This window comes from Halogeometricum pallidum JCM 14848 (genome assembly GCF_000337095.1).
In the GTDB taxonomy this organism is placed as follows: Archaea; Halobacteriota; Halobacteria; order Halobacteriales; family Haloferacaceae; genus Halogeometricum; species Halogeometricum pallidum.
The window spans coordinates 15,169-27,397 of the sequence record NZ_AOIV01000041.1 but is presented as its reverse complement, the minus strand read 5'-3'; the positions used below and the strand labels follow the sequence as shown (position 1 = coordinate 27,397).

Genomic DNA, 12,229 nt, shown 5'->3' with positions numbered 1-12,229 from the left:
TAGTTAGATTTAACTACACTCAATATATACTACTTTTCAATGCAGATTCGGACGACTGTGGTTCCACTGTCCCCCTAACCGGTCCGCGCGACTGATGGCGACGATCCCATTGCGAAGCGGGCTGGGTCCCGGGTGGCGGTGGACCTACCATGTCCAACACACAAGACCTGACGGCGGAGCTGCGGGCTGCGCGTGAAGCGCGAGTTCGTGCCGAGCGGAGCTATCCTCAGATGGGTGGTCCCGTACTGCCCCCCTCGACTCGGTTCCCCTGGTTGCAGATGCTTTCGGTCGACGAGTTGGCGAGCCATATCGAGCGTCTGGAGCGTGACATAGCCGATGCAGTCGCTGGCGAGTTCTCAACCACGACTTCGAAGACTCAGCATCAGTCGAGAGCAACAGCGCAGGCCGCGTTGACCGACTACAACAACACCCACACGAGCCAGAGCCATGACTGACGCTACGAACACCTACTCTCGCAGAGCCGTACTGACTGGAATCGCGACGCTTGCAGGCGTCGGGACCGCAACTGCGACCACAGCTGCCACCGGAGCGACCGGGCGGACCCGGACGGACCCGGGGACCGTTGCATGGACTGCAACGGGAGTCGCAGAACAGAGCGACCCAGTCGCCCGGGATGGCTACGTATTCGCCAGCACGGGGTCGTCGGTCGTATGCTTCGAGCAGGCGACTGGCGAGCGCCTGTGGGCCGCCGGCGTCGGTGACGCCATCGGACCGTACGGACTGGCCGTCGACGATACCCACGTCTACGCCGGGACAGAGAGTGGAACGATTGCCGCCTTCGCCGTACGGAACGGGAGTGAACGCTGGCGGCGGACCGTGGGTGGGAGCGTCACCAGTCTCGATGTTGCTGGGACAGCTCTGCTGTACGGTCTCGATGGTTCCATCGGCGCTCTCGAAGCGAAAACGGGCGGCGTCCGGTGGCCCGATGTCGACGCTTACGACACGTACGCACCCATGCGAGCGGGCGTGACCGAGGGAACGGTCGTGTTCGCGAAAACCCGTCTTGACGTCACCGCCGTCGACCTCGCGACCGGCGCCGAGCGCTGGACGGTCGAACTCGATGACTGGGAGAATGAGGGCTCAACCGCCGCGATCGCCGGCGACGACGGTGCGGTCTACCTCGGGAGCGAGCACGGGGGCGTCGTGAGAGTGGAAGCCGCTAACGGCCGCGTGACGTGGACCGCCGACACGAGTGACGGTGAAATGGATACCATCGCTGTCGCCGATGGAATGGTAGTTGCCGCCGGCGACACTGTCACCATCTTCGATGCCGAGACTGGGTCGAGAGTCTATTCACTGGGTATCGACCCGCGGCGTGCCATCGCGATAGAAAACGGTGAATTCGTCGTCGCCGGCGTCAACCGGTCTTACCAGCGCGTAGTGACTGGCGTCGAACTGACCACGGGGCTGACGAACTGGAGTCACACCATCGATGACGACGACGACGATATCCTCTCTGGTGTCGCCGTAACTCCCTCGACGGCGTTCGTTGTCGACGAGGACGACGGAACGCTCATAGCGGTTCGCCGGACCAGCGAGACGCCGCGCTCGGCCCAGACCCCGACAGCCACGTCGACCGAGCGTCAGACGGCGACCGAATCAAGAACCCACACGCAGAGCGAGTCAGGACCTGAAACGCGGACGACAGCCGAATCGTCGAGTCCGGCGGCTCCGAGCGAACCGACTGTGACGCCGAGTCCCGGTCGGTCCACTCACGCTGAAACCACAGAGTCAAGCCCCGTCACGGCCACTCCTCGGAGAACGACCACAGATGGCCGTCGCGGGTTTTTCAATCCGGGTGACCGGGTACTCGAAGATTCGCTCACGCCGTGGGGGCTGACAGTCCTTGGCTTTCTCGTGAGCATCGCCAGCGTCCTCTACCAGAACTACAAGCACAACTGAGCACCCTATCCCCTCACCATCCCAATGAAACGCACCTTGCCCGCGGTTTGGAGTAGTATTGTTGCCAGCCCCTTCCTCGTCGTCGGCGTGGACGGCTACGTGAATGCCCTCGCATTGCAGGTTCCCACAGCGCTCTCGCAGGTCGCCCTCTTGGTCGGTCTGAGTATCGCGCTCTTCGGAATCTACGTCCATGCCGTTGCTGGGTCGGCATTTGAGCCGGAAGTCACTGAGCGGTCTCTCAACAACGCGACGCCCCGGACGCCGTTCGTGCGGGCGAAGGCAGTCGTTGGGCTGTGTGGTCTCTGTCTCGCCTGCTACTGGCTGTTCTATACGCACGTGCCGTACGTCTACCCGACAATCGCATTGGTCGTCGGTGCCTTGCTGTTCGCCACCGGAGTGTGGACGTACTGGCTCAACTCCCTGACAACCTACTACCTGACCAACAAGCGTCTCGTCACAGAGACGCGGCTGCTCGGGACGAACCACAAGAACGTCCAGTTGGAAATGGTCAAGACTCGCACGGTTGCTCGGCCGTTCTACCTTCGGCTGTTCGGCCTCGGAAATATCAAGCTCGACACCGGCGCTCGGCGTCTGGCCCTCGTTCGGCACATCCGCGAGGCCAAGGAGTTCGAGCGGTCGATTGCTGATGCGATCCAGAAACGGTAGCGTACGAGTCACGTGGTTTCATACGTTGAAACGGAGAATTGACGTCTCCACAATTCACAGGTGGGCAGTCGACTGAGCGTCCGCCAGTGGCTTGCAATGTTCGTTCAGTACGATAATTTTCAGCGACCGCATCAATCGCTCGACAGTCGAACGCCAGCTCCGGAGGATAACTAGACCGTGCCAGCCACGCTATCTCTTTCGTTTGACAAAAACACATGATACGAAGCCAAGTGCCTCAAACCGCAGTCAGAAAGAGCCACACTACCGTTATTATTTGACTATGCAAATATTTGTGTGGCGGCTAGCAAACCTTTTCTTTAGACGTGTCTAATTCATTCTCATGGTGATCCCGAAGGTCGAAGACTACCTAAAGACCATTCACAGGCTTCAGGACAGAGACACACAAGTCGCACCCTCAGCGATTGCGACCGCGATGGGGGTTCAACCACCGACTGTGACGGCGATGTTGAAGCGGATGCACGACGATGGGTTTGTCGACTACGAACGGTATCAGGGTGCTCGACTCACAACTCGTGGTGAAAAACTGGCTCTCGAAACACTCCGTCACCATCGACTGCTCGAACTATTCTTGACTGAACAGCTCGGGTACGATTGGTCGGAGGTTCACGATGAAGCCGATGTGTTAGAGCACTATATCAGCGAGAAACTGGAAGCGCGGATTGCAGCACTTCTTGGATTCCCGACTGTTGACCCGCACGGCGCACCGATCCCGACAGTGGACCTCAAAGTTCGACACGACGCCGGTCAACAGTCAGTTGACCAGTTCGACGAGGGGTCTCTTGTCGTCGTCTCCGAAGTTAGAGATAACAGCCCAGATGTTCTGGATTATCTTACTGAGGTTGGAGTGAGACTCGGAGCACTCCTCAAAGTAATCGAGGTCGCTCCTTTCGGCATGATTACGCTCAAAGTGAGAGAGACCGATGATCAATTTTCACTGCCCTCTGAAACCGCTTCGAGCATCTTCGTCACGCAGTTTGATGCAACGTCGACCAGTGAATCTGGACAATTCAGCGAGGTACATTAGATGCCATCGTTAGATTATAAACGAGCAGCAGAACTCACAAATGAGTTAGAGCGTAGGTTAGTTGACTCTCTTGAGTCGGATTTTAAGACCACGCGCCGGGCAGTCCTTGGAGGAATCGGTCTAGCAGGTAGTGCCGCTCTCATGGGTACTGGACGGGCAGACAGTGAGGATCACAGTCACGGCGGCAGCTCACACGGGAATTTCGGTGCAGCTGGTGAGTACAGTGACCTTGATTTCGACCCTCACGAGTTCCTCTACCAGTTCAATACCGGTCGTGGCGAACAGGAGAACGTTCCTCAGGATACCTACGAGGAGAACGGCCGGACAGTTCGCGAATTTACCTTTCAGGCGATCGACACCACGGTCACTATCGCTCCCGGTATCGAGTTCCCCGCCTGGGCATACAACGGCCAAGTCCCGGGGCCGACGATTCGTGCCGTCGAAGGTGATTTGATTCGCGTAAAATTCGAGAATCTGGGTAGACACGCCCACACCATCCATCCACACCTCCGCAACCTCAATCCCGAGATGGATGGGATTCCACAGAATGGACCCGGTGTCCTCAACACTGGCGAGTCGTTCACCTACGAGTGGATCGCCCAGCCGATGGGCGTGCACTTCTATCACTGCCACTCGCTGCCGCTGAAAGAACACATCCACCGGGGACTGTACGGCGCGATTATCATCGACCCGGACCCCGAACGAGTCGCCGAGAACCCCGAGGAGTACTGCAACTTCCATCGCTCGCAGATCACGGACGAACTCCGTGCAGACCTCGTCGCTGAGGCGAAGACACGGAACCACGAGTCCCCCGAGAACGACGAGGTCAACGAGATGGTGATGGTCATGAACGGCTTTGACACCAACTTCGATGGCGACAACGAGGTGTACGCGGCCAACACCCGCGCGTTCGCCTACGGAGTCGGTGATACCGACGGCCGAGGGAACTGGAAGGCCGGTGAAACCAAACGGCCTATTCAAATCGACAGGAACCAGCGTCAGCGGGTGTATCTCGTCAACGCAATCGAATTCGACGCTATCAACTCCTTCCACACCCACTCGCAGTTCTTCGACTACTACGACCACGGGACGACGCTGACGTCGACACTCCAAACGGTGGACACGGTCATGCAGTGTCAGGCACAGCGCGGCATCATCGAACTGGACTACTCCAACCACGACCCGGGACTGTACATGTTCCACGCCCACCAGTCTGAATTCGCCGAACTTGGGTGGATGAGCTTCTTCGAGGTGGTCTAAATGAGTAAACCAAACACCGACGGAGGTACGGCGGTGAACCGAACCGAGCGTCCGCTTGGGCTTCCCAAGTGGGCTGCAGCATTGCTCCCGATCCTTCTCTTGGGACTTATCGCTGGGGGATTCTTTGCCGCGACGCCGTTCGCATCACTCGATACCGGTGGAGAACCACTTCCTGACGTATCGGTGACGTATACGACCTTGCCAAACGACGAGACAGTGGTCGTCCACGTCACAAACAACGGGCCGAAGGAAGTGACGATTTCACAGGTCCTCGTCGCTGAGGCGTACTGGAACTTCGACGTCCAGGGTGCTGGTGGCGACAACACACTTGCCCCCCGTGAGAGCGCAGAAGTCGTTATCCCGTACCACTGGAACCCGGGGTGGGACCTCGAAGTCGCACTGATGCTTTCGGACGGCAGCACGGTCCATCACACCATCGTTGCCCCCAACCAATCACCGGGTCTGACGACCGAGCTGTTGCTGACGATGGCCGTCATCGGATTGTTCGTCGGTGTCATCCCCGTCGCCCTCGGGATGCTGTGGTTCCCGTTCCTCCAGTCGATGAGCGACCGGTGGCTCCACGCGATACTCGCCTTCTCGGCAGGTATTCTCGCGTTCCTCGCCATTGACGCCGGGTTCGAGGCGTTTGAACTCGGTGAACAAGTTCCCGGTGCGTTCGAAGGGACCGCCCTCGTCGCACTCGGTATCATCGGTGCACTCCTCGCCGTCCAGTCCGTCAGCGCATGGCGGAAGGGTCGTGCTGCTGCCGGTGACGCTCGCGCACAAAGTGGGCTGTGGATTGCCTACCTGGTTGCGCTTGGCATTGGCCTGCACAACCTCGCCGAAGGGCTCGCCATCGGGAGTTCATTTGCACTCGGCCGCGTTTCGCTTGGTGCGTTCCTCGTCATCGGCTTCATGCTTCACAACGTGACCGAAGGTCCGGCCGTCGTCGCACCCGTTGCACGTGGTGAGCGCCCAAGCATCCTCCACTTTCTTGGTCTCGGCTTCCTCGCCGGTGCACCCGTCATTCTCGGTGGCTGGCTTGGAAGCCTCGCCTTCTCGCCGACGCTCGGAGCGTTCTTCCTTGCCGTCGGCGTGGGTGCAATCCTCCAGGTCATCTGGGAACTGCGCGAGATGATCAGCCGGAATGGACAGGCAGCGTCGGCGCTGAACCTCATCACGTTCCTCGTGGGTCTCATCGTGATGTACGTTACCGACCTCTTCGTCGCACTCTAACCCCCCCCAAACCAACGTTCACACAAGATATGAACCGACGACAGGTACTTCGACTCGGCGGGGCGGCACTCGTAGCGACGACTTCTGCGGGTTGCTCGTCTGCTGGTGGGTCAGAAGATATAAAAGGTATCTCGATGACCGGCGACTTTAGGTTCGATGCGAAGCGCCTCACTGTGAGCACTGGTACACAGGTGAGATGGACGAACGAGAGTGAGGTTGGGCACACAGTGACCGCTTACGACGGTCAGATACCCTCCGAAGCGGCGTACTTCGCCAGCGGTGAGTTTGACTCTGAGAAGGCCGCACGAAACAACGTCAGTGGGGGTCTCATCGCGTCCGGAGAAGCATACGAGCATACTTTTGAGGTCACTGGAACGTACGAGTATGTGTGTATCCCCCATGAGAGCTCTGGGATGACAGGCACCGTCGTCGTCAAGTAACGCTTTGGGAGCGAAGCTCGTCTCAGAGGAGAGCTTCTGAACAGCACTTGGAAGCATGCCTTTTCGAACTGCTCTTATTCGAGAACACCGAGTTGAGTGCACGTAGGTAGTCGCGGGCATGGAGTCTCGGTAATCCACTCACAGCCGCGAACGATCTAACCGTCTCTTTGGCCTCCGTTTGGAGTGGAAATTGAGGGGGTCTGATGTCGAATGTATCAGCAATCTCGCATAGGAAACCGGGTCTCAAATCGGCGTACACCCCTGTGTTCCCCGGAGTGTGGGTTGCTACGTGGGGTGTAGCGGGTGTTTGGACGAGGATTCGGAGACAGACGATGCTCGACCGGAAGTGAAGGTGTTCAGGCGAAGAATTCGGCCGTTTCAGCGGCTGTTTTAGGCGTCTCTGAGAACTGGCGAACGCGTTGTGGTCGCGTTGGATGCATGATGAAGCGTCCGTACATCTGAATTCAGGCGATACACCCCGATTTTGTAGGGGTGTAGCGGGGTTTCAGATTCCAGAGATGCGTCGATGTTCAGCGTCAATGTCGATTCACCGTCGAAGTCGGGGTTCGACAGACCACCGAGAGAGGCATGCTCTCTGCAGATATCTGCCGATTTACGATGTGCTCTGCGACTCGATACTGATCCGCTATCGGGGACGACAGCCCCGCTCGTTCTACACCCGTTCCACACTCCCTCCTTCCGGAGACGAGTGTGGATGTACTCTCCCGTGACCTGGATTTAGGAGGCTCGTACGGGTGAGATGTGCATATCAAGGGGTGTACGCCGAAATCACCGCCGACAAATAACAGTCTACATTACTGACTATCACCGAAAGCACATAGACGATGTCGACGACACTACCGACCGAAGCCGATCTTCCATCCCGACTGGTCGAGCGTGACCAGTGGGTGTGTTGGACTGCAACCGAACGCGATGGGAAGCAGACAAAGATTCCCGTCGACCCACACACCGGTCGGTACGCGTCGGCAACCGATCCCGAAACGTGGGCATCGTTCGAGGCGGCAGCCGAACATGCAACGATGAACGCACAGTCAGGACTCGGCTTCGTGTTCACTGACGATGACCCGTTCGTCGGCGTCGACCTCGATGACTGTCGTGATGTCGAAACGGGGAACGGTGACTTGTGGGCGGTGTCGATCGTCGATCGCTTGGACTCCTATACCGAGGTGAGTCCATCGGGAACAGGGTATCACGTCATCATCGAAGGCACGCTACCGGATGGTGGCAACCGGACAGGCGACCTGGAACTCTACGAGTCGGCACGGTTTTTCACGATGACTGGGGATCAAATCGCGGAAACAGCGGACGACGTCTATGAACGAGCGGATGCCCTCACACAGATACACACCGAACACTTCGGAGCTTCCGACCACGAGCAGGACACAGAGACGGAGTCTACCTCGAATGGTTTAGACGACGACGAACTCCGCACGAAAGCAACGTCGGCTGCGAATGGCGAGAAATTCGATCGACTCTATCGAGGAGAGACAAGCGGTTACGACAGCCACTCAGAGGCAGACATGGCGCTGTCATCTATACTCGCATTCTGGAGCGGCGGTGACAACGCACAAGTCGACCGCCTCTTTCGTGAGTCCGGCCTGTACCGCCCGAAGTGGGATGAGGTCCACTTCGCTGATGGGAGCACGTACGGTGAGAAAACGATCGAACGAGCGATCCGCGGCACGAGCGAGTTCTACGAACCATCCACGCGGACGGACCATCAGCAGACTGAATCGACAGAGAACGCACAGCAGGCGACGAGAGCAGAACCTGCGCCACAAGTGGAATCACCTGCATCACGAGACGAAGCTCATCTCGAACGCATCGCGACGCTCACAGCGGAACTCGAAGCCGTCGCCACGGAAAACGAACGGCTCCAAGCGGAACTCCAAGCAGAGCGAACCCGCCGGCAGAAGTTCGAGCAACGCGTCGAAGCACTCACCCGAGACCAGACACAGCAGTCGAACGGGTCGATCCTCGATTGGTTCCGCCGCTAATCGTCGAGTTGTGCGCGGAGGTTCCGGAAGGTGTAGATCTCCGAGAACCCAGGGACGTCGATATTGAATGAGGACGGTGGCGAATTCGGGCTGTAGGTCTTTTCGACCCGAGGCTCACCATCACTGGGTTCGTTGAGCGAGCTGAGAACTCGGTGTGCTCCGTCGCGATTCTCGACGATCCAGATCGAAGCTTCCGGACGGTGTTCGGCCATCTTATCGAAGTCCTCGGGGACCGCACGACGGGTGTCGTGATTCGATCGCTCGGCTTCGAGCGCAACGACGATGTCGCCGTTCGTGTCGAGTCCAACAGCGTCGAGACGCCCTTCACCAACTTCGTAGTACGAGACCGCCTCGACAGCGGCCGAGGAATCGTCCTCGACGAACGCCTGTTCGATGTAGCGCCGTCCCACTTCGACCATCGCAACGTGGTAACTCGATTCAGAGAGATCGCCTTGGAGGTGTCCGTGTGCGATTCCTTCGCGATGCTGTACGGCAATCGCGTTCCGGCCTTTCGCCGTGACCGTGTAGAGCTTGTGTGGATACTTACAGTCTACCGAGAGCGCCTCAGCATCGACCAACTCTTGGACCTCTTCGTGAGTGATACCGGTATATTCCTGTAACCGAATCATACTGTCGGAGAGCAAGTCGTATTCGAGATCGGGATCGAACCGACGCTGATGAGCAGTGTAGACGGCTTGTAAGAACTGAAGCTGTGCATTGGTGTATGGGCTCCGAAGGCGCTCGTTTCGAGAGAGATTCAGCGGAAGGTCACAGATCGGTACGTCGTCACGGTCGACATCGTCGATGTGGTGACAGCACGAAATGGCGTTCTTCATGCCGTCACTCGTCGGGTCGTATCGAGTCTGACAGTCTCGACAGACGAGCGCATGGAGTTCAGGGGAGTATTTGACCATCGTCGGGAACCGAGTCGAGAACGGAAGTGCCGAGTCGATCCGAACGTCTGTTTCTGCTGTCGGTGCAGTGTCTGACTCTGGCTCGGACTTAGATACGCGGTCAGCGTCTTGATTACGTGCAGATTCTCCGTCCGTCTCACCCGATGCCGAAGACGGCTGCCGTCGCTGCACCTGTCGACCGCCAGCCACTCGGACATCCAGCCCGTGCTGTTGTTGCGTCCAGTCGCCGAGGAGATCGATGTGGCCCTGTAAGGCGGTCTCACGAGCGGCGGACAACGGTTCGGGTCCATTTGGGTCCCCTGCAGGGAGTGGTGCACTCTCAACGAGAAACGGTCGTGGCTCCGTCTCACCGAACGCCGCGGGCAGGCTCACGAGCCACTCTCCACGACGGAGGGCCCGCAACCGGTTCTGGACGGCCGCCGGTGGCATATCGTCGGTTGCGAGTCGGCGCCCGAGATCGGAATCGACGGCGACGTTTCCGGTAACGACCGTCGAGACGTTGTTCAGAAGTTCGGCGTACGCCCGTGGGTTCGCTTGCTGGAGTTGTGCGGGAAACTGCATTGCGAGTGTCATCGAGAGATCGAACGAGCGTGCCTGCGAGAGGAGGTTCGCGAGGAGATCCGAGTCGGCCAGCTGCGCCGCCTCTTCGAGATAGAGATTGACCAGCCGCTGTGTGCCTGCGTCATCTTGTTGTGCCCGACGTCGAAGTGCCGTCCAAAGCGACGAGAGGACGACGAGTGTGACGACTCGTCGGCTTTCCGGACGTAACCCGCCAGTGTCAATGAGAACGACGGCATCTTCGTCAATTACGTCTCGTAGATCGAAGCGAGCGTCACCGTCGCTGTGAACGTGGTTGAATAGCTGTGCGAGCCGCGCATCGACCGGGATTTTCTCGATCCGGTTCGCGACCCCTTGCATCAACTCGTCGAACGAGCGCTTGCTGTTAGCCGCGACGCCACCGAGCATCGCTTGGAGATCTTCGTCGACGACTGGTGGCGGATCCCGTGTTTCGTGGAGATGAGCAACAGCCGATTGGAACTGCCGATGTGAGAACGAGTCCATTCCGTGGACCGGGTCGAACAACGATTTGAGCACGTAGCGAATGATGTCCGGTGAGCGAACCGCCCGCTCGAACCGGTCACGACCCATGATCCCGATGAGAATTTCGATGTAGTGATCAACGGTATCTTCGACGGCCGTCGTCCGATCGATACCGTCGGCGAGTTGCTCGCGGATATCGAAAAAGGAGAGGGCAGGCAGTGTCTCGGAGCAATCGAAGTAATAGACGTTCTCAAGATCGCCGTATCGAGCGTAGTGAGCACGAAGGTACTCTTCTGCCATGCCATCGCCCTTCGGATCGACGAGGATATCCGCTCCGGCAGTTGCGTCGTGGTTATCCAGCATCGCCGTGATGAGCGCCGTCGACTTCCCTGAGCCGGTTCGGCCAAACCACGCGGTGTGGAGTGACTGGAGTTGTGGTGGAAGTGAGATCGGCGTGGACTCCGTCTGTCTGTCCTCAGTGACGGGCAATCCAAGCGTCAGCCCAGGAGTGCGGTAGCGTTTGAGCATCCCGTGCGGCGGACGTGGGAATGTCGTCTGTTCCCCTGGGGTTGGGTTGATCGCTCGCTGGCCTTCTGTGGTGAGTGTCGCGCCATCGAGGAGGCAAAACGACGGTGCTTCTCGAATATCGGCGACGATCCCGCGACTCGTATTTGCCGTCCACGGAAGCATCGTCGCGAACCGTTCGTAGTCCGGTTCGTACACTGTCCGGTCGGTGAGATCGCTGTAGACTCGCTCTGCATCGTCTCCTTGACGCAATTTACACTCGAACCGATAGTGTGGTCCCTGAAGTGGCGTGAACGTCGTTGGAAGTGAAGTGAGTACGCTACTCATCTCCTGTTCGTCGGGTGTGACTGCGACCGCGCGAACATTCAGAACGAACGAGTGCGTTGCCTCTTTCGCTTCGATGGCGTCGATACGCCGTTGAGCACTTTGACTGACTGTCTCAGACGACTCTACCTCGAACCAGTCGTCGAAAAGTCGCTGCGCGGCTGTATCACGCCCGCGTTCGAGTCGGCGAGTTCGTTCAGCTGCGTGGACGCGCCAACTCTCGAACGGACGCAGCAGAATTTGAACCGCTGTCGGAACCTCCGCAGTCGAAAGCGGTTCGACGAGACTCGCAAGTGGCAGTCGAGTTAGATCGTCTGCAGTGAACGACGTAAACGAGGTGAGCGACGTCTGCCAATCTTCACGTCGATCGACAGACCCGAAGAACTCCGCAGCAGTGTACGTAAGTGGCTCATAAGGAACAATCGACTCATCACGTGGCTCTGCATCTGTCGGCGGTGAAAGATTCAACAAAGGGTCTGTATCAGTCGTCGTCAGTTCGTACGAGTTCGGAACCAATGAGCGACAAATACTGAGCGTCTTCTCTGAAAGTGCGTCATCAACACTGAGAACGTATTTGAGTGGGGTCTCATCCGAGCCATCGGTGAGAAGGAGCCACTCGTAGGTTGGCGATGTTCCGCTGCGAATCTGCCCGAAGCGACTGTTCGCCGGAAGTTGGAGCGCGTGAAGTTGCGTGAACGCAGCGATGACTGTCGTCGGATCAAGCGAATCATCTGTCGGTCGGATCTGGATATACGAGCGATCGGATGAAGGGGATTGATTCTTCGAGATGGTTATTCAGATTTGAGATAGTGTGGTTATTAAGAATATCTTATTTGA

At 58.2% G+C, this 12,229-nt stretch carries 9 protein-coding genes and 1 pseudogene; 9 read left to right on the top strand and 1 reads right to left on the bottom strand.

The window, feature by feature from the left end:
- Nucleotides 1-149 precede the first annotated feature (149 nt).
- The 9 genes and pseudogenes from C474_RS22210 (at nucleotide 150) to C474_RS16435 (ending at nucleotide 8,588) form a co-directional block, all read left to right on the top strand.
- Nucleotides 150-455 carry a hypothetical protein gene (locus tag C474_RS22210; protein WP_152421697.1) on the top strand — a complete coding sequence of 102 codons (306 nt, stop codon included), beginning with the start codon at nucleotides 150-152 and terminating at the stop codon, nucleotides 453-455.
- Nucleotides 448-1,923 carry an outer membrane protein assembly factor BamB family protein gene (locus tag C474_RS16465; protein WP_008388864.1) on the top strand — a complete coding sequence of 492 codons (1,476 nt, stop codon included), beginning with the start codon at nucleotides 448-450 and terminating at the stop codon, nucleotides 1,921-1,923. Before C474_RS22210 ends, C474_RS16465 begins: the two co-directional genes overlap by 8 nt.
- A gap of 24 nt (nucleotides 1,924-1,947) precedes the next feature.
- Nucleotides 1,948-2,589, top strand: a complete 642-nt coding sequence (locus C474_RS16460; protein WP_008388862.1) for a PH domain-containing protein — start codon at nucleotides 1,948-1,950, stop codon at nucleotides 2,587-2,589.
- A 13-nt stretch (nucleotides 2,590-2,602) separates the two neighbouring features.
- Nucleotides 2,603-2,763 (top strand): annotated as a pseudogene (locus tag C474_RS21890) (IS6 family transposase); the annotation flags it as partial.
- 166 nt (nucleotides 2,764-2,929) lie between these two features.
- Entirely contained in the window at nucleotides 2,930-3,634 is a 705-nt protein-coding gene (locus C474_RS16455; protein WP_008388858.1) for a metal-dependent transcriptional regulator, read from the top strand.
- Nucleotides 3,635-4,894 carry a multicopper oxidase domain-containing protein gene (locus C474_RS16450; RefSeq protein WP_049917127.1) on the top strand — a complete coding sequence of 420 codons (1,260 nt, stop codon included), beginning with the start codon at nucleotides 3,635-3,637 and terminating at the stop codon, nucleotides 4,892-4,894.
- Nucleotides 4,895-6,130: a ZIP family metal transporter gene (locus tag C474_RS16445; protein ID WP_049917126.1), complete on the top strand. Its 1,236-nt coding sequence runs from the start codon at nucleotides 4,895-4,897 to the stop codon at nucleotides 6,128-6,130.
- A gap of 134 nt (nucleotides 6,131-6,264) precedes the next feature.
- Nucleotides 6,265-6,570, top strand: a complete 306-nt coding sequence (locus C474_RS16440) for a plastocyanin/azurin family copper-binding protein (protein WP_008388850.1) — start codon at nucleotides 6,265-6,267, stop codon at nucleotides 6,568-6,570.
- A gap of 845 nt (nucleotides 6,571-7,415) precedes the next feature.
- Nucleotides 7,416-8,588, top strand: a complete 1,173-nt coding sequence (locus C474_RS16435; RefSeq protein ID WP_049917124.1) for a phage NrS-1 polymerase family protein — start codon at nucleotides 7,416-7,418, stop codon at nucleotides 8,586-8,588.
- On the opposite strand, the gene C474_RS16430 is transcribed toward C474_RS16435, so the two are convergent.
- Nucleotides 8,585-11,395: an ATP-binding protein gene (locus C474_RS16430; RefSeq protein WP_239640446.1), complete on the bottom strand. Its 2,811-nt coding sequence runs from the start codon at nucleotides 11,393-11,395 to the stop codon at nucleotides 8,585-8,587. The two genes, C474_RS16435 and C474_RS16430, sit on opposite strands and share 4 nt — an antisense overlap.
- Between the last annotated feature and the right edge of the window lie 834 nt (nucleotides 11,396-12,229).

Bases quoted from the DNA above. Each gene is read 5' to 3' on its own strand.
- C474_RS16460 (WP_008388862.1), top strand. From the start codon at position 1,948: ATGAAACGCACCTTGCCCGCGGTTTGGAGTAGTATTGTTGCCAGCCCC.
- C474_RS16440 (WP_008388850.1), top strand. From the start codon at position 6,265: ATGACCGGCGACTTTAGGTTCGATGCGAAGCGCCTCACTGTGAGCACT.
- C474_RS22210 (WP_152421697.1), top strand. From the start codon at position 150: ATGTCCAACACACAAGACCTGACGGCGGAGCTGCGGGCTGCGCGTGAA.
- C474_RS16465 (WP_008388864.1), top strand. From the start codon at position 448: ATGACTGACGCTACGAACACCTACTCTCGCAGAGCCGTACTGACTGGA.
- C474_RS16455 (WP_008388858.1), top strand. From the start codon at position 2,930: ATGGTGATCCCGAAGGTCGAAGACTACCTAAAGACCATTCACAGGCTT.
- C474_RS16435 (WP_049917124.1), top strand. From the start codon at position 7,416: ATGTCGACGACACTACCGACCGAAGCCGATCTTCCATCCCGACTGGTC.
- C474_RS16450 (WP_049917127.1), top strand. From the start codon at position 3,635: ATGCCATCGTTAGATTATAAACGAGCAGCAGAACTCACAAATGAGTTA.
- C474_RS16445 (WP_049917126.1), top strand. From the start codon at position 4,895: ATGAGTAAACCAAACACCGACGGAGGTACGGCGGTGAACCGAACCGAG.
- C474_RS16430 (WP_239640446.1), bottom strand. From the start codon at position 11,395: ATGAGTAGCGTACTCACTTCACTTCCAACGACGTTCACGCCACTTCAG.